Origin of the sequence: Acetobacter indonesiensis, from assembly GCF_000963945.1 — a bacterium.
Classification (GTDB): Bacteria; Pseudomonadota; Alphaproteobacteria; order Acetobacterales; family Acetobacteraceae; genus Acetobacter; species Acetobacter indonesiensis.
Window position 1 is genome coordinate 91,736 of sequence record NZ_BAMW01000030.1, and the last position, 24,076, is coordinate 115,811.

Consider the following 24,076-nt stretch of genomic DNA (forward strand, 5'->3'; position numbering starts at 1 on the left):
TCGGTGCAGATTTCCACCCGGTTTGTCGCCGGGTGGAAAAAGGATGTTATTCAGCGGGAACGTAAACTTTCCCGCCTGCTTCACGAAATTCTTTCGTTTTTTCTTCCATGCCAGCCAACCTGATCGCATCTTCTTTCAGGTCATGGCTAATGCGCATGGAACAGAATTTCGGCCCGCACATAGAGCAGAAATGTGCTGTCTTATGCGCTTCACGCGGCATGGTTTCATCGTGATAAGCACATGCCGTGTCGGGGTCTAAGGACAGGTTAAACTGATCGTCCCATCTGAAAGTAAAGCGGGCGCGGCTTAGGGCATCATCCCGTCGTTTTGCGGCCGGGTGTCCTTTGGCAAGGTCTGCTGCATGGGCTGCAATTTTGTAGGTGATAACACCCGTTTTTACGTCATTACGGTCTGGCAGGCCCAGATGTTCCTTGGGTGTGACGTAGCACAGCATGGCCGTACCAAACCATCCGATCATGGCTGCGCCAATGGCGGAAGTAATATGGTCATAGCCGGGTGCAATGTCCGTGGTTAACGGGCCAAGCGTGTAGAAAGGGGCCTCGCCACAGTCACGGAGCTGCTTGTCCATGTTTTCCTTGATCTTGTGCATGGGCACATGCCCCGGCCCTTCGATCATAACCTGACAACCTTTTGACCATGCAATCTGTGTCAACTCGCCCAGTGTTTCGAGTTCGGCAAACTGCGCGGCATCATTGGCATCGGCAATACTGCCGGGGCGCAGACCATCCCCCAGAGAGAAGGAAACATCATAAGCACGCATGATGTCGCAGATTTCGTCAAAATGTTCGTACAGGAAGCTTTCGCGGTGTCCGTTCAGGCACCAGCTTGCCATGATGGACCCACCACGAGACACAATACCCGTTACCCGGTTGGCAGTCAGCGGCACGTGCTGAAGGCGCACACCGGCATGAATGGTAAAGTAATCCACGCCCTGTTCGGCCTGTTCAATCAGCGTGTCGCGGAAGACTTCCCAACTCAGTTTGCTGACATCACCGCCCACTTTTTCAAGAGCCTGATAAAGCGGCACAGTGCCAATAGGGGTCGGGGCGTTACGCAGTATCCAGTCGCGAATATTATGGATATTGCGGCCGGTGGACAGATCCATCACGGTGTCCGCACCCCAGCGGATTGACCAGACCAGTTTCTCGACCTCTTCAGCCGCCGATGACGTGACGGCTGAATTCCCGATATTGGCATTTACCTTAACCAGAAAATTGCGTCCGATAATGACGGGTTCAAGTTCCGGGTGGTTGATATTGGCAGGAATAATGGCGCGCCCGCGTGCAATTTCCTGCCGGACGAATTCCGGGGTAATAAAGTCTGGAATGGCGGCCCCAAAAGAATCACCATCTTTCAGACGGGCAGCGGCATCTTCTGCAGCCTGTTGGCGACCAATGTTTTCACGGTGCGCCACATAGATCATTTCTTCGGTAATGATGCCCGCTTTTGCGAATTCATACTGGGTCACCAGTTGTCCGTCTGCGCCTTTCAGAACACTGTGCGGTGCAGGGCAGGGGGCAACCAGATGATCCCCGGATGCATTGCCGTTGTCTTCCGGTTTGACGGCGCGTGCCTGAGTTGCCTGAAAGCCGCGTTTGGCCAACCAGGCAGCACGCGGTTTGGGCAGACCTTTGCTGACATCAATCTGTTCGGCGGTATCAGTATAGGGGCCGGACGTATCATAGACGCGCAGCGGCGGCTCATTGGCTGATGGGTCCAGCGCGATTTCGCGGAAAGGAACACGGATATCGGCATGGTCATCCGGGCTTGAATATACCTTGCGTGACCCACGGATGGGGCCGGTGGTGACATGACCGGGGGCTGGTGCGGCGGTGTTGGCCGGGCGTGGATTACCAGTTTCTGTCAGTGTAGTGGCTTGGGTCATAACTCTCTCCTCAGCCAGAGGAGGACAGGGCAGAAGAGGGGTCCACATCCGTGCGGAGGGATTTTGCCTGTAAAGGCTCTCTTCTTTCGCACCAGTCCCTCCGCCGGTATTAGCCGGATCAGGTTCCCCGCCAGCGGCATCATGCATGCTGGCGGCAGGGTCGCCACGCGCTGTTCTGTTGCCAGAACCAGTGGCCTCTCAGTTCCTTGCCGGAACCCCCCTTGGTTGTGTGGGAATCAGATAGCTTTACGCGTTTTTCTGTCAAGAGAATTCGGGACGCCAAGGCCGCAGGGATGCGCACATAGCCGTGTGGCAAACCGGTTTGAAGTAGAGTCCAGCCCGACATCGTAACATAATTAATAAAAAAATGTAATTTCTATGCAACCGTTGTCATATTGTGGCATTATGCAGGCATGAAAGCAGAAAGAAAACGTGCTCAAGAAGCAATTGCGAATGTTGAGATTTCGCCAAACGCGCATCGTGTCTTATGGATTGCCTCGATAGTCGCAGCCATATGTGGTGGTCTTTATGGATATGACACTGGTATTATTTCCGGTGCTCTTCTTCTTATTACTAAAGACTTCCATTTGACTTCCGGCCAGCAGGAAATGGTGACATCGGCCATTCTGGTCGGGGCCGTGCTGGGGGCGCTCGGCGTTTCCTATCTGTCTGAGCGGTTTGGGCGCCGGGTCTCCGTCATGGTGGTGACGGCCGTTTTTGTTTTGGGGGCCGTGGCCTGTTCGCGCTCACCTGATGTGACGTCGCTGGTTTTGTCGCGCCTGTTTCTGGGGCTGGCGGTTGGGGGGGCAACACAGGTTGTGCCCACCTATATTTCCGAACTGGCACCGGCCAGCAAGCGCGGTAATTTGGTCACATTGTTTAACGTGGCCATCGGGGTTGGTATCTTTCTGGCCAACCTTGTCGGGTTCACCATGCGGGATGCGTGGGGCTGGCGGCCTATGATCTCGGTCGCGGCACTGCCTGCGGCATTTGTTTTTGTCTGCATGTTCTTTCTGCCGAAAAGCCCACGCTGGACCGCCGAAAACGAAGGGCTGGAATCAGCGGTTGAGCAACTCAGCCGTGTGCGAACCTCACGCAAAGCCATTCGACGTGAAATTCACGAAATCCATGAAAACACCGCCAACATGGATGAAGACGAACGCGGATGGAAAGGGCTGATGCTGCCATTTGCCCGTCCGGCTCTGATTGCAGCCCTCGGTATTGCCTTCTTTACGCAGGCTGGTGGGCTGGAAATGATGATTTATTACGCCCCGACTTTCCTGTCTGATGCCGGATTCGGTAATTCTGCCGCTCTGCTGGCCAGCCTTGGCATTGCCATTGTGTATCTGGTCATGACGCTGCTGGGCTGCCTGTTTGTGGATAAAATCGGGCGTCGTCGTCTGGTGCTCATCATGGGGCCGGGTTCCGTTATCAGTCTGGTAGGGCTGGGAATCATGTTTGCCATCCACCCGGATAAAGGCAGTGTGGGAAGCTGGGTGACCATTGCCTTCATGCTGCTGTTCATGATGTTCAATTCGGGCGGTATTCAGGTTGTTGGCTGGCTGCTGGGTGCGGAACTGTTCCCGCTGCCGATGCGTGCAGCCGCAACCAGCGTGCATGCTGCGGTGCTGTGGGGTGCGGATCTGCTGGTGACAGCAACGGCGCTGACACTGGTGCAGCTTGTGACGCTGGGTGGTACCATGTGGATATATGCCGGGGTTAATCTGGCATCTGTTCTCTTTGTTTACTTCTTTGTGCCTGAAACAGCCGGGGCAACGCTGGAAGATATTGAGACAGCCCTACGCCGTGGTGAATTTAAGCCACGTCGGGGGGAAGACCCACGCATTCGCTCTTACGATGACGAAGAGGCCGAAGAAGCCGGGGTTACATCTGCCGCCTAAGATTCAGGCGCAGACTGAAAAAAAGGCTCCCATTCGGGAGCCTTTTTTGTGTGTGGCTGGAAAATTATTTCAGTTCGCGTATTACCGATACACCAGTCCACCATCGATCATGACAGATTGCCCTGTCATGTAATTGGCGTCCGCACTGGCCAGATACGCTACAAAAGCTGCAACATCTTCAGGCGTTTCTACCCGGCCCAGCGCAATGCCCTCTACGTATTTCTTGTAGGTCTCGCCGACTGGTGCGCCGGTTTCTTCAGCCATGCGGCGGTCAATTTCCGTCCACATATCGGTGCCGACCACACCGGGGCAGTAAGCGTTTACTGTTATGCCAGCCGATGCCAGTTCTTTGGCGGCAGCTTGTGTCAGTGCCCGCACAGCAAATTTGGTGGCCGAATAAATACCAAGAAACGCAAAACTCTCGTGCCCAGCGATGGAGCATGCATTGATAATCTTGCCCGGCGTACCCTGTGCCTTGAATGTCTTTGCGGCTGCCTGAATGCCCCATAATGTGCCCTGCACGTTAATGCGGAAAATAGTTTCCACTTCTTCGGGCGTTACTTCCAGAAGTGAGCGCACCTGCGCAATGCCAGCGTTGTTGACCATAATATCGACAGGGCCAAACGCCTGACTGGCCTGTTGCAGCACACTGAAAACCTGATCGCGCTGGCTTACATCCGCTGTTACGCACAGCGTCTTCCGGCCTAGTGCCTGTATGTCTGCCGCTACGGCATCAAGTTTGTCTTTTTTCAGATCAGTCAGAACAATATCTGCACCATCTTGTGCCAGTCGAAGGGCAATGCCGCGGCCGATGCCTTGTGCAGCACCTGTTACAATGGCGGTTTTACCTGAGAGAGACATAAGGTTTGCTTTCTCTGAAGGGGTGCACGGCACCATGCCGGGCAGCAGAAGGCAACCGTGCCGACATGGTGCGGCAGGTTGAAATCACGAGCAGGTGAACACAGGCAGGCATAGCCATAAAAAAAGCCCGGCTTCCATGCAGAAACCGGGCTTTTGCGTCCGTCTGAAAAATCAGTGCGGGCGGCTTGTAAACTGTTCCAGCCAGTGAATGGTGTAGTCACCTTTCTGGAATTCCGGGTCTGCCAGAATCCGTCGGTGCAGCGGGATAACGGTCTTGATCCCTTCCACCACAAACTCATCCAGCGCACGGTGCATACGGGCAATGGCCTGCGCCCGTGTCGGCGCGTGGACAATCACCTTGGCAATCATGCTGTCGTAATAAGGGGGCACGCGGTAGCCGGTATAAAGCGCACTATCGACACGCACACCCAACCCACCGGGCGGATGATAAACAGCTACAGTACCGGGGCAAGGGGCAAACGTATCCGGGTCTTCGGCATTGATACGGCACTCAATGGCATGGCCAGAGAACGTCACATCATCCTGCGTGTAACCCAGCTTTTCACCGGCAGCGATACGGATCTGCTCACGCACCAAATCAACATCGCACACCATTTCCGTTACCGGATGTTCCACCTGCAGGCGGGTATTCATCTCGATAAAGCAGAACTGCCCATCCTGATACAGAAACTCCAGCGTGCCAGCGTTCCGGTAACCCATTTTGGAAAGTGCGTCCGTGGCGGTGCGGCCAATGGCATCGCGTTCTTCTGCTGTCAGAACGGGGGAGCCAGCTTCTTCCAGCAGTTTCTGGTGGCGCCGCTGCAGGGAACAGTCACGTTCACCAAAATGGACCACGCTGCCGTAATTGTCGGCCAGAATCTGAAGCTCGATATGGCGGGGCTTATCCAGATATTTTTCCAGATAAACGGCGTCATTACCAAAAGCCGTGCGGGCTTCCGTACGGGCCACGCTCCACGCTTCTTCAATTTCGCTGGCGTCACGCGCCACTTTCATGCCACGCCCGCCGCCACCAGCGGTAGCTTTGATAAGCACCGGATAGCCGACTTGTTCCGCAACGGTCCGGGCTTGGTCCAGGCTTGTCAGTTCACCGTCAGAACCGGGCACCAAGGGAACGCCCAAGGCTTCCATGGTGGTTTTGGCGGTAATTTTGTCGCCCATCATGCGGATATGGTCTGCCGTCGGGCCAATAAAGGTCAGACCGTGGGCTTCAACCGTTTCGGCAAAATCTGCATTTTCAGACAGAAAGCCGTAACCGGGGTGAATGGCTTCAGCCCCGGTGATGGTTGCGGCAGACAGAATGGCAGCCACATTCAGATACGAATCGCGCGAGGCAGCAGGCCCGATGCAGACGGCTTCGTCTGCCAGACGCACGTGCATGGCGTCTTCATCCGCAGTGGAATGAACCGCCACAGTTTTGATGCCGAGTTCCCGGCAGGCGCGCAGGATACGAAGGGCAATCTCGCCGCGATTGGCGATGAGGATTTTTGAAAACATCACTCGATAATGGCAAGCGGCTGGCCAAATTCGACCGGATCGCCAGAAGCGACCAGCAGGGTCTTAACCGTGCCAGACTTCGGGGCCTTGATCTGGTTGAAGGTTTTCATGGCTTCAATCAGCAGCAGGGTCTGACCGGCGCTGACAATCTGGCCTTCGCTCACGAACGGAGGGGAGGACGGGTCAGGCGTCAGGTAAGCCACCCCTACCATCGGGCTGTTTACAGCACCCGGATGGCGTGAAAGGTCAGCCGGGGCAGCCGGTACGGGGGCTGCTGCGGGCGCTGCCACAGGTGCTGGGGCAGCAACAGGTGCTGCAACGGCCTGAACGGAAGCCGGGGCACGGGCAACACGAATGCGGCTGTCTTTTTCCGCAATTTCAATTTCTGTCAGCCCGGTGTCGGTCAGAATTTCAGCCAATGCCCGAATGGCATCTGCATCTACGAGCAATCCGCTCATTGGTCATCCTCTTGTAGAATAAGATCGGTCATTGCCTGCAATGCCAGAGAATACCCTGTCACGCCTAGCCCGCAGATAACGCCAACGGCGGCGCGGGAGACGTACGACATGTGGCGAAATGGCTCGCGGCGGTGAATGTTGGAGATATGAACCTCAATTACCGGCAGATCTGTGGCCAGCAGCGCATCCAGAAGGGCAACGGATGTGTGGCTGTAACCTGCGGGGTTAATAATGATGCCACGCGCACGCTTGCGGCATTCCTGCACCCAAGAAATCAGCTCGCCTTCGATGTTGGTCTGCCGGAAATCTATGGCCAGATCGAGCTTATCAGCGGCCTGAATGCAGATCTGTTCTACATCATCCAAGGTGGCGCGCCCGTAGATTTCGGGTTGGCGCTGGCCAAGCATATTCAGGTTGGGGCCGTTCAGCACAGCAATGAGGGGTCTTTCCATAGTGCCTCGGGCCGTAGCACGATGCTACGCGGCATCCAAGAGAAGAGATGCGCCTGCTACCTGAAAATTAAGGAAAAACCAGCTTTCCATTTTAGCCATATGTGGGATGTCGGGAGCAATTTGGCCCGAAAGACGCCCTTTTTTTGCCATCAGGCCCCGGCAGGAAACAGGAAGACCAAAAGCTTTGAAAGAGAAAAACAGGTTGCTTTTTTGAGCGTGCAACGGCTTTACTCAGGAAATTTTAATGAACGACGGAGTAAAAAAGCGGATGTCAGCCCTGCGCCGGGCACTTCTTGGAAGTGTGTTTGTTATGGCCACCATGGCATCAGCCTCCTCTGCCCGTGCGGCAGATGATGGACTGAACGGCACAAGCTGGGCCGATTCTGTAAAGCGTGCGCTGGCCGCGCGTGAGCAGAAAGACCCCACGTTTGTGAACCCTGCCGCTGGTAAGGGGCATCACGCTTCCCAGAAGGGTGTGGCAAGCTGGTACGGCGGCCGTTTTAACCGCCATCGGACATCGTCTGGTGCCGCGTTCAATAAAGCCAGCCTTACGGCAGCGCATCCTACCGCACCGCTTGGCAGCAAACTTCTGGTTACATCCGAAGAAACCGGTCGCTCTGTCGTTGTGACCGTCAATGACCGTGGGCCCTATAGCCGTGGTCGGATTATCGATCTGTCTCAGGCAGCCGCAGCGCAGATTGGTATGCTGGGTGCCGGTGTGGCCCACGTGAAAGTTGAGCCAGCCCCCATCGAAGTGGCTTCCGCACCGCAGGATGGATCAGACTCTCTTGAGTCCTCTTCTGTCATGCAGATTGAAGCTGCCAAGGGGCACACAGTGCGTCAGATTCAGCGCCCACGTGTAAGACACGGCAAACACTGAATTACTAAAAGCTTCAAGAAACGAACGGGGCGATGAGGGCTGTGCTTTCATCGCTTTTTTTGTGTCCTCTGGTCAGGTGAAAGAGCGCAGATCCGCAGACCGGCAGAGAACCATTTGGACATAAAAAAGCGTGCCATTCTTAGAGACTGGCACGCTGACAGAGTGTGTTTTTAGGCAGTGAAATCTGGGGTCTAAAGCTCGATTGGCTTCCGGCGTTCCCCGCGTGCGTAGCTTTCCATTTCGGCATTCAGTTCTGCACCCATCAAAACCACCCAGGCGCTAACGAAAAACCACATCATGATGGCAATAACCGCGCCCAAAGGTCCGTATGTGGCATTGTAGCTGGCAATATGGGCAACATAATAAGAAAAGCCTGAAGCACTCAGAATCCAGGAAATGGTGGCGAACAAAGCGCCGGGCATGACCCAGCGCCACAGGGCCGGGTGATGACGGTCAGGCCCGAAGCGATACAGCACGGATGTTGCCAGAATCTGGAACGTAAACATGATTACCGGTCCGCTCCAGCGCGCAGCAAACTCAATGGAGCCGGGAGGAGTGGGAATGTGCAGCCACGCGGGCAAATTGAGCAAAAGAGGCAGTGCCACCATCAGGGCCAGCGTCAACGCGGCCCCCAGAACAGCAGACAGCGTCATACCTAAAGCCGTGACCTGAAAGACCAGAAAGCTCCGGCTTTCCTTGGTGTTGTAAGCAATATTCAGTGCAGCCAAAATGGAGCGGGTTGCGGCAGAGGCAGACCAGATTGCGACACTCAGAGAAATGACCAGATTCAGCGTTAGCGAGCTATGAGGCTCGGCGACCAGTGTCTGGATACGGTCATAAATCAGTGCATAGGCACTGGGGGGCAGCAGGTTGCGCAAGACTTCCAGTTGCGGGGTAACGGTCTGCACGTCAAAGGCCAGCCCGTAGATGGAAATAAGCGAACTGATGGCCGGAAACAGCGACAGCGTGGTATAAAAAGCGCACCCCGCCGCGACCAGTGTGGTCGGGCCTGAAATCAGACTTTTCGCTGTCTGAATAAAAATGCTCTTCCAGTCGCTGCGCTTTAATTCCGAGGGACGCTCAAAAGTCGGTCCCTGTTTTTCAGTTCCGGTTTGATGAGACTCGGCCGTTGTCTGGAGTTCGGTGTGCGAAGGTGTGGCGGGATCACAGAGAACCTGCATCGTGCGTCAAACATCCTTTTTTGTCGTGTGGCATCCGGCCAAAGGGCTGAACCGCGCAAGAAGCTGCACAAAGCAGCCTGTGGATTACGGGCGGTTCGCTTCACGGCAGCGGCGGTGTTCTGGGGCGAACAGGGGGGTAAAAGAAACGTGAAGAAACCGTAAGAAACGCTGTTTTAACGGGAGTATTCCAGCCTTTCCATGTTTTTTTGGCATCACGCTATTTTTGTCTTGCGCTTGTGGCGGTTTGGCCTCATATGCACCCCCCTACGCAGCAACGCACGTGCCACTGGCCCTTTGAGGTTACGCAACGACGTCAAGCGTTCTGGCAATCGGGACCGCCTTGTTTTTGGACGGTTCGCCTAAGGTCGCTGGTCCGTTAGACCGTTTCGCAACTTCTCTTCCTGCCTAGAAAACGCAGCAAGAGCATTGATATAGGGAATGGGTGGGATGACTCCCAAAATTGCCCGTTTTATTGCCGAGCAAAAGCCGGCAACGCCATGCCTCGTGGTCGATGTTGACCAGGTTGAGGCTCGGTATCGCGCTTTGAATTCCGCCCTTCCACAGGCCCGCATTTATTATGCGGTCAAAGCAAACCCCGCCATGCCTATCCTGAACCGGCTGGTTGGTCTGGGCTCATCCTTTGACGCTGCTTCATGGGAAGAGGTCTCTCTCTGCCTTGAAGCCGGGGCCGAACCAGACGCCATTTCTTTCGGGAATACGGTCAAGAAGGTTTCCGCGATTTGTGCAGCCTATGATGCTGGCGTGCGGATGTTCGTGTTTGACTGCCGTGAAGAGCTTGAAAAGCTGGCACAGCATGCACCCGGTGCCCGTGTTTATTGCCGCCTGTTGGTGGATAATGACGGCGCTGAATGGCCGCTTTCCCGCAAATTCGGCACCACGCTGGATTCTGCGCGTGATCTGATGCTGCTAGCGCGTGATCTGGGGCTAGACCCATATGGTCTGTCCTTTCATGTGGGTAGCCAGCAACTGTCGGCTGACGCGTATGAAGTTGCGATCTCGCGTGTGGCAGCATTGTTCACGGATCTAAGCGCTGCGGGGCTTGATCTGCGCATGGTTAATCTGGGGGGCGGTTTTCCGGTCCGCTATCGGGATGACGTGCCGGGCATTGACCATTTTGCGACGGCCATCAGCCACGCCATGACGGAGCATTTCGGTAATGCTCTGCCTGAAATGCTGGTTGAGCCGGGTCGCTTCATCGTGGGTGATTCCGGTGTTGTGCGGTCTGAAGTGGTATTGGTCAGCCGCCGTGGTCGTGAAGACGGTCCGCGCTGGGTGTATCTGGATATCGGGCGTTTTGGTGGTCTGGCGGAAACGGAGGGGGAATCCATCCGCTACGCAATCCGTACTGATCGCGATGGCACACCCACAGGTCCGGTAGCGATTGCTGGTCCAACCTGTGACGGTGCGGACATCATGTACGAAAAAACCGCCTACGAACTGCCGCTGGGTCTGGAATCGGGTGATCAGATCGATCTGCTCTCCACTGGTGCCTATGTTTCGACCTATTGCTCGACCCGTTTCAACGGTTTCAAGCCGCTGACTGAATATTATATCTGATCTGCCATGTTTTTCTGGCGCAAGGGGGGTAACCTCTTGCGCCAGCTTGTTTTTTAGCTGCTCGCGGATGTGATCAGCCCCTTGTTCATTCCTGCTTTGTGCAGGGCTGCCTTGTCCCGCTATGTTTCAGCGCATCATTACCGCATGAATGCGCAAGAGGGATGAGGAAGAGAACTCATGAAAATCTCAGCTTTGCTAATGGCCGGTTGCCTATGTTCAGCCGTTATTGTGCCAGCTCTGGCCCAGACACCTGCGGCCATGGCTCAGACTCCTGAAGCATCAGCCGCTTCCTCTGTCGGGCCACAGGGGCCTGAAAAGATCCAACTGGCAGCATTGGCGTCACAGGATTTCGGGCGCCTTTCGGTTGACGGCAATACCGCCTTTGAAGACGTCGGTCTGGCGCGCCACGCCATTTTTGATGGTGATCTCAAAACAGCCGGTCTTTTTATCACCAGCGCACGGGATGCGCTTGAGCGGGCTGGTCAAGACAACACTGCTTTTCAGAAAGCGGAAGACGAACTGATGCCTAACAAGGTGCGTCAGCAACCGCCTCGGCCTGTTCCATCGGGTGGCAAGCAAGTGGCATGGTTGCCGATTGATGGGGAACTGGTGCTGGATGAAACGATTGAGCCAACATCAGAAAAAACGGCTGCGTTGGCTGCGGCAAACCGTCATCTGAAAGCAGGCAATACGGCCCGTGCGTCAGAAGTGCTGAAAATTTCCGGCGTGGATGCTGACTATATTATTGCCGCAGTACCGCTGGAGCAGGCGCGGCAGGACGTAGCTCGCGCGGCAAAAATTCTGAAAAATGACCCGTATAAAGCCAGCGAAGCATTACGGGCTGTCGAAAACTCCGTGCGTTATGCGTCTGTTGATATTCAGGCGGTTTCTCACCCTCTGTCAGACGGTGCCTCGCCAAGAAAATCTGACGGGAAATAGAAAACAGCGCGCAAAACCTTTTCTATCTGGCCACCACTTAACAAGCACACAAAAATGTAAAATTTTTTACACCCTTGCTTTGTGCGTGGATAATGAAGACACTGGTTGTGGTGGGGCTGAAGGCAAAACAGGCTTTCAGCCCCTTTCCTGTCTTTATTACCTATTGGGTTTCCTCAGCATGAAACAGCGTGAACTGGGCCGTACTGGCATTCTGGTCAGTGAGATCTGCCTCGGCACCATGACATTCGGTCAGCAGAATACAGAAGCCGAAGGACATGCGCAGCTGGATATGGCGCTGGAGCATGGCATCAATTTTATTGATACGGCTGAACTTTACTCCATCCCTCCGCGGCCTGAAACGCAGGGGGCAACTGAAACCATTATCGGTACATGGCTTAAAGCTCGCGGGCAGCGGGACAAACTGGTTATTGCCAGCAAAGCAGTGGGGCGCAGTGCGTTCCCGTGGTTTCGCCCCGGTGGTGAAGAAACCCGCCTGACGCCAAGACAGATCCGTTACGCGCTTGAGGGATCTCTGCGGCGTTTGGGCACTGATTATATTGATTTGTACCAACTCCATTGGCCGGATCGGAAACTGGGGCTCTTTGGCGAAGGCGGAAATACCTTCACCGCCGTGTCTGACGCGGATGAAGTGCCTATTGAAGAAACACTCGGTGTTCTGGGTGATCTGGTGACAGAAGGCAAAATTCGCCATGTCGGTGTGTCGAACGAAACAGCATGGGGCGTGGCAAAATATCTGGCCTCTGCTTCCTCCGGGGCACCCCGTATTGCTTCAATCCAGAATGCCTACAACCTGATTAACCGCACGTTTGAAATTGGTCTGGCTGAATTTGCCCTGCGCGAAAAGGTCGGATTGCTGGCTTATTCACCACTTGCGCAAGGCTATCTGACGGGAAAATATCTTAATGGTGCTCGCCCTGCGGGAGCCCGTACCACGTTGTTTGACCGCGGGCAGCGTTATCAGAAGCCGGGGGTCGATGTGGCCATTGAAGCCTATCTGGCCCTTGCACGCGAAGAAGGGATTGACCCTGTGCAACTTGCAGTTGCATTCGTGACGTCCCGACCGTTTGTCACGTCCAATATTATCGGTGCCACCAGCACGGATCAGTTGGCAACTATCCTTGGTTCGGTGGACGTCACCATAACGCCTGAACTAGAGGCGAAAATTAACGCTATTCATCAGGTACATTCCAACCCGGCACCATGACGCTTTGTTTCAAGTTGCGACGAAGCGTATTGGTTTGACAGAAAAAAGGCCGCTCCTATTAGGGCGGCCTTCATCATATGGGGTTATTCTACAGCAGCGCGTAATCCTGCCCCGGCAGCCAGAGGGCATAAGGGAATGGCCCCAGCCAGAAAAGCGCCCAGCAGTTCAAGGTCAGGTGCCCAGGGTAGCCCGGTTCGGGCTGCATCAATGGCGGCGGCCCCAAAAATCAATGCAGGTGTGATCAGTGGCAAGACCAGAAGCGGTAACAGCACCCCCCCGCGGCGGGCCCCTAAAACAATGGAGGCCCCCATCCCCCCAACCAGAGACAACACCATTGACCCCAAAAGTAACCCTGCCAGCAAAATAGGCAGGGTTGAAGCGGGCAGCCCCAGCATAATGGCCAAAGGCACTGCGGCAATCAGCAGGGGGAGCCCTGTTGTCAGCCAATGCGCAGTCATTTTGGCCAAGGCAACCAAAGACGGTGGCAGCCCTATCAGCAAAAGCTGATCGAGTGACCCATCTTCCAGTTCAGCCCCGAACAGGCGATCAAGCGGCAGCAGGGCGGCCAATAGCGCGCAAACCCAGATAATGCCGGGGGCCATATGGCGCAAAAGGTCAGGGGATGGCCCTAGGGCCAGCGGAAACAATGTGCCTGTCAGAATAAAGAACAGCACTGCCCCCAAAGTGTCTGCCCCGTGCCGCAAGGCCAGCCGCAAATCACGGAATATGACGGCACAGAACAGGCTTACCATTCTTCGGCCTCCGTCTGAAGAAGACGCGTTTCCTCGTCGCCTTGTTCATCCCACCATCTGTCAACAGGGGGCGGCGCACCCGGCAGGGCGAGGTGTCGTACATCGTCAAGCGGCAAGGGAACATGTGTTGTCGCAATAACGACGCCACCTTGTGCCCGGTGATGCGCTATGGCTTGCCCCAGTAAGACAATTGCATTGGCATCCAGCCCCAGACTTGGTTCATCCAGCAACCATAAGGGGGCTTTGGCCAGGAGGACACGAGCCAAGGCGGCACGGCGTTTCTGACCAGCAGACAGCAGACGGGCAGGAAGGTCAGCCAATGGCAGTAGGTCAACGGCTGTCAGCGCATCGGGGATGGAGCCACCGCCAGCGCGGGCAAAAAGATGCAGATTTTCAAGAACGCTCAGGCTGGGCTTAAGCGCATCCTGGTGGCCCAGATACGCCACACGCGCCGCATGGGTCGTGCGGTCTTCCTGAATAGGGGTGTTATCCCACAACAGGGTGCCGCTGTCGGGGCGGCGTAAACCAGCCAGAACACGCAGCAGGGTGGATTTCCCAGCACCATTGGGCCCGGTCAACAGCATGGCTTCCCCTGCGTGCAGGGTCAGGCTGACGTCATCAAGCACCAGCCGGTCACCCCGGAAAACCGAGAGAGACTCTGCCACAAGCCGTGGTGTGCCGGAGGGGGAAAGTGGATCAAGATGTGGTCCATTCCCACAGAAAACGCTCTCGGAGATGGGACTTCCCCTTAATGTTACCTACCAAAATCAGCCAATGCCGGGGTGCTCGCGTTCTCGTGGTCGGGCTCCGGCTTGTGCCTGATGTGTCTGCCGGTATGTTCTACTGCCAACGGGATATCAAGTCGGGCACCCGGAAGAGCGGGTGTGCATAAGGCCCCCCATACGTGCGGGGCATCGGCTTCCGGAACGTATCACCAGCCATGGGCTGTGATAGGGGAGATAGGGTTAAATGAAGACGGTTGGGCACGATTCACTGAAAACAGGTCGTACGCTGGATGTTGACGGCAAGACCTATCATTATTTTTCCATTCCCGAAGCGGCAAAAACAATCGGCGATGTCAGTCGGCTGCCGGTTTCGCTGAAGGTACTGCTGGAAAATATTCTCCGTTTTGAAGACGGCCGCTCCTACAACATTGATGATGCCAAGGCAATTGCGGGCTGGCTGCCACAGGGCAGCAGCACAAAGGAAGTGCCGTTCAAGCCTTCCCGCATTCTGATGCAGGATTTTACGGGTGTTCCCGCTGTGGTTGATCTTGCGGCAATGCGTGATGGCATTGTGAAGCTGAAAGGTGACCCACAGAAGGTGAACCCGCTGGTTCCCGTCAATCTGGTCATCGACCATTCCGTGATGGTGGACGTTTACGGCTCTGCCGATGCGCTTCAGAAAAACATCACGCTTGAATTTGAACGCAATGGTGAACGTTACGCCTTCCTGCGCTGGGGTCAGGAAGCGTTTGAAAACTTCTCCGTTGTGCCGCCCGATACGGGTATCTGCCATCAGGTGAACCTGGAATATATTGCGCAGGTCGCATGGACCGCCAACGTTGGTGGTAAGGACTATGTTTACCCTGACTCACTGTACGGCACAGACAGCCACACAACCATGATCAATGGTCTGGGCGTTCTGGGCTGGGGTGTTGGAGGTATTGAAGCTGAAGCCGCCATGCTGGGTCAGCCGATTGCCATGCTTATCCCGGACGTGATCGGCTTCAAGCTGACCGGCAAACTGCCAGAAGGCGCTACGGCGACCGATCTGGTTCTGACCGTTACCCAGATGCTTCGTAAGAAGGGTGTGGTTGGGAAGTTTGTTGAATTCTTCGGCCCGGCACTCGACCATCTGCCGGTTGCTGACCGTGCAACCATTGCGAACATGGCACCGGAATATGGCGCAACCTGTGGCTTCTTCCCGGTTGATACGCTCACGCTCGACTTCCTGCGTGAAACCGGCCGAGACGAACACCGCATCAAGCTGACGGAAGACTATCTGCGTGCGCAGGATATGTTCCGCACATCTGACACACCAGAACCTGTCTTCACGGATGTTCTTGAACTAGATCTCAGCACTGTTGTGCCGTCTATTTCCGGTCCCAAGCGTCCGCAAGACCGTGTTGTGCTGACCGCCGCCAAGACCGAGTTCGAAAAAGAACTGACGTCTTCTCTTGGCGTGCCTGCCAACGATGCCAATAAAAAAGTTCCGGTTGCGGGCACCAATTACGAAATTGGTCAGGGTGATATCGTTATTGCGGCGATTACGTCCTGCACCAATACTTCCAACCCGGCAGTGCTGATTGCAGCGGGGCTTGTGGCGCGTAAGGCGCGTGCTCTGGGTCTGACTCCTAAGCCTTGGGTCAAGACGTCTCTGGCGCCTGGCTCTCAGGTCGTGACCGATTACCTTGATCGCTCCAAACTGTCTGAAGATCTGGATGCCCTGGGCTTCAATACAGTTGGCTATGGCTGCACAACCTGTATCGGTAACTCCGGCCCGCTGCCATCGCATATTGTGGACGCGATTGAAAACAACAATCTGGTTGCGGTGTCCGTGCTGTCCGGCAACCGTAACTTTGAAGGCCGTATTTCTCCCAACGTGCGGGCAAACTATCTGGCCAGCCCGCCGCTGGTTGTTGCCTATTCCATTCTCGGCACCATGCGGAAAGATATCACGACTGAACCGCTTGGCATCTCCAAGGACGGCAAGCCGGTTTATCTGAAGGATGTCTGGCCTTCCAATAAGGAAATTGCCGACCTGATGGGATCTTCCATTAACCGGGAAGAATTCATCAAGCGCTACAAGAACGTGTCCAAGGGCACGAAGGAGTGGCAGGATCTGAAGGTGGCTACCGGGTCTGAAACCTACAAGTGGGATGAAAAATCTACCTACGTGCAGGACCCGCCTTACTTTAAGGACATCACGCCAGAACCAGCAGCCCGCGGCGGTATTGAAAATGCCCGTATTCTGGCCATTCTGGGTGACAACATCACCACCGACCATATCTCCCCAGCCGGTGCGATCAAGAAGGACTCCCCCGCCGGGCGTTATTTGATCGAACATGGTGTGGAACCGCGTGACTTTAACTCTTACGGGTCACGGCGTGGGAATGACCGCGTGATGGTTCGTGGCACCTTTGCCAACATCCGCATCAAGAACGAAATGCTTCCGGGCACAGAAGGGGGGCTGTCCAAGCACTACCCTGATGGCAAGGAAGGGTCGATCTATGATGTGGCCATGGAATACAAGAAGGAAAACACCCCTCTTGTCGTCTTTGGTGGCAAGGAATACGGCATGGGGTCATCCCGTGACTGGGCTGCAAAAGGCACCCTGTTGCTGGGGATCAAGGCCGTTATTGCCGAAAGTTTTGAACGTATTCACCGTTCAAATCTGGTGGGTATGGGCGTTCTGCCCCTTCTGTTCAAGGAAGGCACAACCCGCAAGACCCTGAACCTGACGGGTGATGAAACCATCACCATCAAAGGTCTGGAAACCATTACGCCGCGTATGGATGTGATTATGACAATTACGCGTCAAGACGGTTCTACGCAGGATGTTCCCCTTCTGTGCCGCGTCGATACACTGGACGAAGTCGAGTATTACCGGCATGGTGGCATCCTCCAGTATGTCTTGCGTGGGATGACCAAAGCTGCCTGAAAATCGTTTTGTTCCAAGTGGACATGACACTGCCGACCCGGTGCACACCGGGTCGGCTTTTTCTGTAAATGAAGACCCCATTGTTCTGAGTGCGCAGAATGTGCACAAAAGCTTCGGGGAGGGGGATATTCTCAGCGGCGTCTCCCTGGAGGTTCGCAAAGGCGAACTGATCTCCATTATCGGGCCGTCTGGCTGCGGAAAATCGACTTTTCTGCGGTGTCTGAATTTTCTGGAAATACCAGACCATGGCACTGTCACGGCCATGGGCGTGACCATTGCGCGGCAGGGGGGCGCCTGGAGACGCGCGGATGAAGCCATGGCGCACAAGCTGCGTACGCATGTTGGCATGGTGTTTCAGAGCTTCAACCTGTTTCCCCATCTGACCGTTCTAGAAAACGTGCTGCTTGCCCCCCGGGTGGTGAAGCGTGAAACAGGCACGGAAGAACGTGATGAAGCTATGAGCCTGCTTGAAAAAGTAGGATTGGGTCGCGTTGCACAGCGGTACCCGCTTTCGCTTTCTGGTGGTCAGCAGCAGCGCGCGGCCATTGCCCGTGCCTTGGCCATGCGCCCTGAAATCATGCTGTATGACGAACCCACATCCGCACTTGATCCGCTGGTGGCCGAGGAAGTGCTGGGCGTCATGCGGACGCTTGATAATGAAGGCATGACCCAGATTGTCGTGACGCATGACATGCGCTTTGCCGAAGTCGCGTCTGATATCATCGTCTATATGGATGGTGGTCATATTATTGAGGCCGGACCACCGGAAACACTGTGTGTGAACCCGGTTGATGAACGGACACGGCGTTTTTTAAGGACAGTTCTGTGAAGCACGGCCTGCGGTATTTTCTGGCGCGCTTTGTCATGGTGCGCGTGTGGGCTTTGGCCATTCTGGTAGGCGTGGCTGGCTTAAGTTCCGTACCCTCCCACACTGCGCAGGCCGCTGACCCCATACGCTGGGCGGCAGACGCCTCGGCCGATGTGCCCTACACATTTCATGACCTGAAAGATCAATCCCGCCTGACCGGGTATGAATATGATCTGATGCAGGAACTGGGCCGTCATATGGGTGCCAGTCTTGAATTTGTGCAGAATGACTGGGATGGCCTGATTCCCGGTTTGCAGCGTGGCCTTTACGCCATGGTAATCTGCGGTATCGAAATAACCCCCGAACACGCGGAGGGGATTGATTTCAGCGCCCCTTATTACATGACGTCTGAACGGATTGTCGTGCGGCGCAACGGTCCGCAACTGACCCGGCTGGAAGACCTGGACGGGCATGTTGTCGGAACTATTAAAGCCACACAGGCTGAACGGATTCTGGCTGATCATCCTCAGGTGCAGGTCCGCACCTATGAAGAAGAAACCAATGTGTTCATGGATCTGGTGAATGGCCGTACCGACGCCATCCTGATTGATGGGCCCATTGCACAATATTATGGGGCGACCAATCCGGCTTTACAGATTGTGGGCGAACCGATTGGCAAAGTTGCCTATGGCATTGCCTTTGGCAAAGGCCGGAACGCAGCCTTGCGTGAGCAGGTGAATACCGCGCTGGCCGCCATGATGAAAGATGGCAGCCTGCATCGGATTCTGGCGCGTTGGAACCTGTGGACGCCAGAAATGGCGCACTATGCTGAAGACTCGTCAACGCTGGATATCGCCCCGACAGAATGGCAGGCCTACGTGGATGCCCAGCAGGGGAATGCTGGGTGGTCAGCCCGTGTGAAACGCTATGTCGGCTTTTTGCCTCTGCTGGGCAAAGGGGCGGTGCTGACGCTGGTTGTTTCTCTGCTGTCCATGGTGCTGGCGGTTGGTCTGGGGCTGACACTGGCGCTGTTGCGTATATATGGGCCCGCCCCATTGGCGTCTCTGGCTGCTTTATATGTGGAAGTCGTGCGCGGCACGCCGCTGCTGATTCAAATCCTGTTTATTTTTTACGGGTTGCCAGAATTTGGCATCAATTTGGGGCCGTTTCTGGCCGGGGTTATAGGGCTCGGTCTGAACTACGCGGCTTATGAGGCCGAAAATTACCGGGCAGGACTGCAATCAGTTGCGCGAGGGCAGATGGAAGCCGCCCTTGCGCTGAACATGACTCACATTCAGGCCTTGCGCTTTGTGGTGGTGCCGCAGGCATTTCGTCTGGTGATGCCAGTCATGACCAATGATTTTATTTCTCTTCTGAAAGACTCTTCTCTGGTCAGTGTCATTACCCTGACAGAACTGACGCAGACGTATATTCGTCTTTCTTCAACCTATTTTGACTATTTCGGTACCGGCCTGATGGTTGGCGCAGCATACCTGCTTCTGGGGCTGCCTTTTGTGCGTCTGGCCCGAATGGCGGAAAAGAAACTGGCCCAGCCCCACACCCGGCGGCGGTAACGTTGGCTTCCGCTATGTCATGGCTCAATGCACAAATGACATGGCGGAGGAGTGTTACTGTCAATTGTGCAGAAAATGGCCATGCGTCACATATAAATACGGTAGCGTTCGCGTTGCTATTCCAGAGATCTGCCTGGTCTGATGGGTGTTTGTGAAGGTGTGGCACGTCAGGCTGCATTTTAACCAGACATACCCCGCAGGTTGGGCAGGTGGCGGCGGCTTCAAGCACATTCGTTCCGGAACCTGATGGACCTTCTTTCTGCTCTACACAGCTTTGTCCGCGTGGCGGCCACAGGCTCTTTCTCTGCTGTCTCGCGTGAGACAGGTGTCAGCCAACCCACAATTTCGCGGCATATCGCCCTGCTGGAAGCGCATTACGGCACCACGCTGTTTGCCCGCACCACCCGCAGCCTGATGATGACGGAAGATGGCCGCAGCCTTCTGCCGCATGCCTATGAAGTGCTGGAAATTCTTGAAACGGCAGAAACCGTTCTGGGGCGTCGGCGTGCTTCCGTATCGGGTCTGGTGCGGCTTGGCGTTACCACCGCATTTGGTCTGTATCTGACAAAGCGTCTGGGTGAACTGCTTGAACGCCACCCTGATCTTTCAGTCGAAGTCGTCATGCGCGACTCCTTTGGGGATCTGGTGGAAGAAGGGCTCGATCTGGCTGTACGTGTGGGAGAAATTGCCGAAGGGTCGCTTATTGCCCGGAAGTTGGGCGTAGTGCGCAAATGGCTGGTGGCCTCCCCAGAATGCCTGAAGCGATGTGGGACACCAGAACACCCGCGTGATCTGCCCGAATACCCTGCCATTGTTTACAACTATGGTGGCGGTCGGCACGACTGGAACTTCTACCGTGAGGAAGAAGAAAGCGTTATCGCGCCTTCAACCGTTTTTCGTGCCAATAGCAGCGAGGCGGTTTTTTATGCGGTTTCCTCAGATATCGGGATTGGCTTGTTGCCCGAATTTCTGGTGCGGGACTCGGTGAAGGAAGGCAAACTGGTGCGTCTGTTTGCTGATTGGAAAATCCCGACGCTGCCGTTTTATGCAGTACACACTGGCCCCCGTACCCTGCCGTTACGGACGCGGACAGTGCTCGATTTCCTGATTGATGTATCGTCAGACGTTTTGAAAGAAGCACCGTCAGTCTAAGGTGGTTCTCACGCACGCTTAATTTTTGATAAAGAAGTAGCTTCCCTGAAAAGTGGCTGCTTCGATGTTCAGAATAGATTGTGCGTCTGTAAAAGACGCAGGCTAAATTATAGCCGCGAAAAGCCTGTCATTATGCTTTTTACTTCTGACATGCACCAGATTCATAAAAGTTCGCCTTTCGCGGCACGCCGCATTACCCGTGGAAGCCGGGGTCTGTTGCGGCGTTTGCGGGAAGAGGACCCGCTTCCAGGCTGCTCGTATATCCTTTGCGCAGATATGGCAGCCAGTTTTTCAGCCATCCATCGGTACGTTTTACAAAATCCGCTACCATGGGAGAGTTGTTCATGCCTGCATGGGACCAGTCTTCGGGCGCACCCGGCACCGCGCGCTGGCCAGCCTGCGCCGGGCTTAGCAACGTATGAATGGTGGCAAAATCCACACCTGTGCCAGACTTGCTTTTTTCAATATGCGTCCATCCGGCATCCACCAGAATAGGGGGCAGATCAAACCCCATCATGCCCAGTCGCTGCAAAGCTGGTGGAATGAACAGCGGGCTGCTTAACAAACCCTGTAGAGCCTGATTGGACGTAATGAACAGGTTGTTAACCACCCGAATGGGGGATGTCAGCCAGCATTCTGTCTGTGTGCCGTCCTGCGGCAGATCCCCAACTGTAAAGTTGAAGCCGCTGTGACACATATCCTGCAACATCTGCGTATCTTGGGACGGGATGGATTGCGTCGTTGCCTGCGCAATAATGAAACCTGTCACCACGCCCTGTTCTGACCGCACAAAAATGGAGGTCAGAATCTCACCATGTGAAATATCATCCTGATAGTTCAGAACCGGGTGCCATTTTCCGGCAGGCAGGGGTAACTGACGGCCCGCAAATGGAATAACCCCTTCAAACTGGGCATCCAGCGGCGGTTGAGAGACCATGCGGCGGCCTTCCCCATCCGCATCGGCGGCTGGTTTGCCTGCATCCGCACGGCCGAGCATATGGCCCACTTTATCAGTCAATGTCTGATAATACGGAAGCCTGTTGGTCAGCCAGGGGGCGGGAAACACCACGGAGAAAATGCCGCAGGCACCAGTGGTAATCAGAACCGTGCGCCAGAGCGGCGCACGTTGCCAGAGACGGGTAAAAGCGGACATGCCGTAATGCTCGGTTCAGAATAATCAGGCTTGAAAACACCGGCCGATGCACAGGCATGGGCCGTAACAGACTCAGGGTGTCAGACGGGCGTGCATGCTTTCGCTGCTATCGCTTTTATTGTCTGCTATCTTAGCCACAACGGACCCATCTTCATCGCGGCTGATGCGGATCATGGTCGCACCCTGCTGACGCGCCACAATCAGCGACTCGCTAATCATGTCTTCAATAGAGCGGACAAGGTCACGGGCCGACGCTGCATCGCCCATACGGCTTTGTCGGCGCATCACGTCCATCAGCAGGCCAGCGTCGATACCGCCGGTTTCTACTTTCAGACCGTAGCTTTCAATCATGGTTTCGATTTCCAGCGCAGAAACGCGGGCAATATCCAGCCCTTTCAGCGCACGGAAGACGAAAATACGGTCAAGACGGTTCAGAACTTCCGGCGCAAATCCGGCCTGACGCAAGGCTTCAACCGACTCGGCGCGCATCCGGTCCGGGTCATCATGCAGGCGGTCTGCAATTTCGGTCAGGGCATCGGTTGCAATGTTCGATGTCAGCACAAAAATCGCACGAACAGTCGAAATCTGCTGGCCGGTCGAGGCCTCGGTAACGTGGCCATCGTTCCATGCGGTCAGGAATTTCTTGAAAACGTCAGGGTGCGCTTTTTCAATCTCGTCCAGCAGCACGACGGCATCAGGCTTTTCTTTCAAGCCACCCGTCAGTTTACCGTACGTATCAGACCCGACATATCCTTTGGGCGAGCCGAAAAGCTGCGTGGCGGCATGGGGGCTGCTCATCTGCGTCATGTCAAAATGCAGCAGGGGGCGCTCAAGCTGGCGCGCCATCTGTTTGGCCAGATAGGTTTTGCCAGTGCCAGGCGGCCCGGCCAGCAGGAAGATGCCAACAGGTTTGCCACGAACCTGAAGCGCCAGCCGTCGGCGCAACTGCATGGCAATATCTTCACAAACCTGATCCTGCCCAATCACGCGGGCCCGTAGATTTGCGGCCAGTTCTTCAGCATCAATGGTTGTTTCGCGCTGTTCACGCGCCAGCATTTCTTCCAGTTCATTGCGGTTTGTCAGTCTGGCAAGAACGTCCATCATCCACCCCCGTCGGCGTAATAAGCCTTTGCGTGCAAGCCGCTCGGCGCGTGTTTCAAATAGCAGCCCGCCTATGGTCAGCAATCCGCTTACTGCGGCAATTATAGGCCATGCCGGTGCACACCATTCCATGAAATGACCAAGCGAGGCCAGTGAAAGGTGCAGGCTGATGGCCATCTGAATACTGGCAAGGACCAGAAAGATGACCATCATCAGCGGCATAAGCCGGTTCAGGGCGGGCAGCAGGCCTTTCATTGCGCAATCACCGTCAGGCCAAGAGAATCACCCTGATGCATGACAGGTAGAACCTGTGGCCCGAACATGGTTATCACGCCGCTTCCTATTCCTACTATGCCGGGATCAGAGACCGGAAGAATATCAACATTGCCCGCAACACTGATAGGCAGAATCAACACGGTTGGGGTGGTTTGCAAGGCAACAGTGCGATGCATGGTCCCGCATACCACATTGACCGTACCCCCCGTGCCGGTTGCATCAAAAATGGGCATGGCTACCAACCGCAGGTCACGCCGTTTCACGCCCGCCAGAATATCAGCTTGCTCTTTTTCCGAATATCCGGAGGAGGCCAAGGCTTCCGCAGCTTTTTCCGGCGCTATCAGGGATAGCTGAATGCCCATCCGCTGCTGGCTGGCATCTGCGCCCTGGTTGTCTCCCGCCCCAGCCGCAGCGGGCGTGTGGGACGACGTGCTGTTGTTGGAGCCTATGAAATGCACACCGGCGCCTGCCAGCAGGGTACACGTCGCCAAAGCGACGAGTATGGTGCGGAAATGAGAGGATTTTTCCTCTTTTTCCGGCTGAGCTTTATAAACAGGATCAGGCAGATCATTCATACGGGTAATTCAGACATATCCGGGCCGCTATGCGCAAGTTCAGAAAACGCAGGAAAGACCCGAAAAGCCATGTCTGCACTTAATTTCTTTTTCACGTTAAACCCGTAGCATCATGGTCGCCGATGT

20 protein-coding genes are annotated in these 24,076 nt (G+C 55.3%); 9 read left to right on the forward strand and 11 right to left on the reverse strand.

Annotated features, from left to right (window positions below):
- Positions 1-46 precede the first annotated feature (46 nt).
- Positions 47-1,906, reverse strand: coding sequence for a phosphomethylpyrimidine synthase ThiC (gene thiC / locus Abin_RS09140; RefSeq protein WP_048846129.1), 1,860 nt, complete (start codon positions 1,904-1,906; stop codon positions 47-49).
- A 413-nt stretch (positions 1,907-2,319) separates the two neighbouring features.
- Between thiC and Abin_RS09145 the strand changes: the two genes are divergently transcribed.
- Positions 2,320-3,807 (forward strand): sugar porter family MFS transporter, encoded by a 1,488-nt coding sequence (locus Abin_RS09145; RefSeq protein ID WP_048846132.1) that lies wholly within the window; start codon positions 2,320-2,322, stop codon positions 3,805-3,807.
- A gap of 81 nt (positions 3,808-3,888) precedes the next feature.
- Here the strand turns inward: Abin_RS09145 and Abin_RS09150 are convergent, their stop codons facing one another.
- The 4 genes from Abin_RS09150 to aroQ all read right to left on the reverse strand — a co-directional run bounded on the left by Abin_RS09150 (position 3,889) and on the right by aroQ (position 7,093).
- Positions 3,889-4,668 carry an acetoin reductase gene (locus Abin_RS09150; RefSeq protein WP_048846135.1) on the reverse strand — a complete coding sequence of 260 codons (780 nt, stop codon included), beginning with the start codon at positions 4,666-4,668 and terminating at the stop codon, positions 3,889-3,891.
- A gap of 171 nt (positions 4,669-4,839) precedes the next feature.
- Positions 4,840-6,183, reverse strand: a complete 1,344-nt coding sequence (gene accC, locus Abin_RS09155) for an acetyl-CoA carboxylase biotin carboxylase subunit (protein WP_048846137.1) — start codon at positions 6,181-6,183, stop codon at positions 4,840-4,842.
- Positions 6,183-6,641, reverse strand: coding sequence for an acetyl-CoA carboxylase biotin carboxyl carrier protein (accB, locus tag Abin_RS09160; protein WP_048846138.1), 459 nt, complete (start codon positions 6,639-6,641; stop codon positions 6,183-6,185). Before accB ends, accC begins: the two co-directional genes overlap by 1 nt.
- Complete coding sequence (aroQ, locus tag Abin_RS09165) at positions 6,638-7,093, reverse strand: type II 3-dehydroquinate dehydratase (RefSeq protein WP_048846140.1); 456 nt, start codon at positions 7,091-7,093, stop codon at positions 6,638-6,640. The genes accB and aroQ overlap by 4 nt, the downstream gene beginning before the upstream one ends.
- A 244-nt stretch (positions 7,094-7,337) precedes the next feature.
- On the opposite strand from aroQ, the gene Abin_RS09170 reads away from it, so the two are divergent.
- A complete protein-coding gene (locus tag Abin_RS09170; protein ID WP_306297636.1) occupies positions 7,338-7,973 on the forward strand; it encodes a septal ring lytic transglycosylase RlpA family protein in 636 nt (211 codons plus the stop codon).
- A gap of 191 nt (positions 7,974-8,164) precedes the next feature.
- Here Abin_RS09170 and Abin_RS09175 read toward each other — a convergent pair whose 3' ends face one another.
- On the reverse strand, positions 8,165-9,154 hold the full coding sequence (locus Abin_RS09175; RefSeq protein WP_048846146.1) for a YihY/virulence factor BrkB family protein: 990 nt from the start codon (positions 9,152-9,154) through the stop codon (positions 8,165-8,167).
- A gap of 447 nt (positions 9,155-9,601) precedes the next feature.
- Between Abin_RS09175 and Abin_RS09180 the strand changes: the two genes are divergently transcribed.
- The 3 genes from Abin_RS09180 (at position 9,602) to Abin_RS09190 (ending at position 12,896) form a co-directional block, all read left to right on the forward strand.
- Positions 9,602-10,732, forward strand: a complete 1,131-nt coding sequence (locus Abin_RS09180) for a type III PLP-dependent enzyme (protein WP_048846363.1) — start codon at positions 9,602-9,604, stop codon at positions 10,730-10,732.
- 177 nt (positions 10,733-10,909) lie between these two features.
- Positions 10,910-11,671 (forward strand): YfdX family protein, encoded by a 762-nt coding sequence (locus Abin_RS09185; protein WP_048846148.1) that lies wholly within the window; start codon positions 10,910-10,912, stop codon positions 11,669-11,671.
- A 178-nt stretch (positions 11,672-11,849) separates the two neighbouring features.
- Positions 11,850-12,896, forward strand: a complete 1,047-nt coding sequence (locus tag Abin_RS09190; RefSeq protein ID WP_048846365.1) for an aldo/keto reductase — start codon at positions 11,850-11,852, stop codon at positions 12,894-12,896.
- A gap of 83 nt (positions 12,897-12,979) precedes the next feature.
- Here Abin_RS09190 and ccmB read toward each other — a convergent pair whose 3' ends face one another.
- Together ccmB and ccmA are read right to left on the reverse strand one after the other, a co-directional pair.
- Complete coding sequence (gene ccmB, locus Abin_RS09195; protein ID WP_048846150.1) at positions 12,980-13,648, reverse strand: heme exporter protein CcmB; 669 nt, start codon at positions 13,646-13,648, stop codon at positions 12,980-12,982.
- Complete coding sequence (ccmA, locus tag Abin_RS09200) at positions 13,642-14,313, reverse strand: heme ABC exporter ATP-binding protein CcmA (protein ID WP_146867626.1); 672 nt, start codon at positions 14,311-14,313, stop codon at positions 13,642-13,644. The genes ccmB and ccmA overlap by 7 nt, the downstream gene beginning before the upstream one ends.
- Positions 14,314-14,617: 304 nt before the next feature.
- Here ccmA and acnA point away from each other — a divergent pair, with 304 nt between their 5' ends.
- The 4 genes from acnA (at position 14,618) to Abin_RS09220 (ending at position 20,845) form a co-directional block, all read left to right on the forward strand.
- On the forward strand, positions 14,618-17,311 hold the full coding sequence (gene acnA / locus Abin_RS09205; protein WP_048846153.1) for an aconitate hydratase AcnA: 2,694 nt from the start codon (positions 14,618-14,620) through the stop codon (positions 17,309-17,311).
- A 40-nt stretch (positions 17,312-17,351) separates the two neighbouring features.
- The gene (locus Abin_RS09210) at positions 17,352-18,140 is read left to right on the forward strand and encodes an amino acid ABC transporter ATP-binding protein (protein WP_048846154.1); all 789 of its coding nucleotides are present in this window, start codon (positions 17,352-17,354) and stop codon (positions 18,138-18,140) included.
- A gap of 35 nt (positions 18,141-18,175) precedes the next feature.
- The gene (locus Abin_RS09215; RefSeq protein WP_084593576.1) at positions 18,176-19,693 is read left to right on the forward strand and encodes an ABC transporter substrate-binding protein/permease; all 1,518 of its coding nucleotides are present in this window, start codon (positions 18,176-18,178) and stop codon (positions 19,691-19,693) included.
- 246 nt (positions 19,694-19,939) lie between these two features.
- The gene (locus Abin_RS09220; RefSeq protein WP_048846156.1) at positions 19,940-20,845 is read left to right on the forward strand and encodes a LysR family transcriptional regulator; all 906 of its coding nucleotides are present in this window, start codon (positions 19,940-19,942) and stop codon (positions 20,843-20,845) included.
- Positions 20,846-21,038: 193 nt separating this feature from the next.
- Here the strand turns inward: Abin_RS09220 and Abin_RS09225 are convergent, their stop codons facing one another.
- The 3 genes from Abin_RS09225 to Abin_RS09235 form a co-directional block, all read right to left on the reverse strand.
- Entirely contained in the window at positions 21,039-21,998 is a 960-nt protein-coding gene (locus Abin_RS09225; RefSeq protein ID WP_048846157.1) for a hypothetical protein, read from the reverse strand.
- Between the two features lie 72 nt (positions 21,999-22,070).
- On the reverse strand, positions 22,071-23,354 hold the full coding sequence (locus tag Abin_RS09230; RefSeq protein ID WP_048846159.1) for an AAA family ATPase: 1,284 nt from the start codon (positions 23,352-23,354) through the stop codon (positions 22,071-22,073).
- Complete coding sequence (locus tag Abin_RS09235; protein WP_048846161.1) at positions 23,351-23,950, reverse strand: hypothetical protein; 600 nt, start codon at positions 23,948-23,950, stop codon at positions 23,351-23,353. The genes Abin_RS09230 and Abin_RS09235 overlap by 4 nt, the downstream gene beginning before the upstream one ends.
- Between the last annotated feature and the right edge of the window lie 126 nt (positions 23,951-24,076).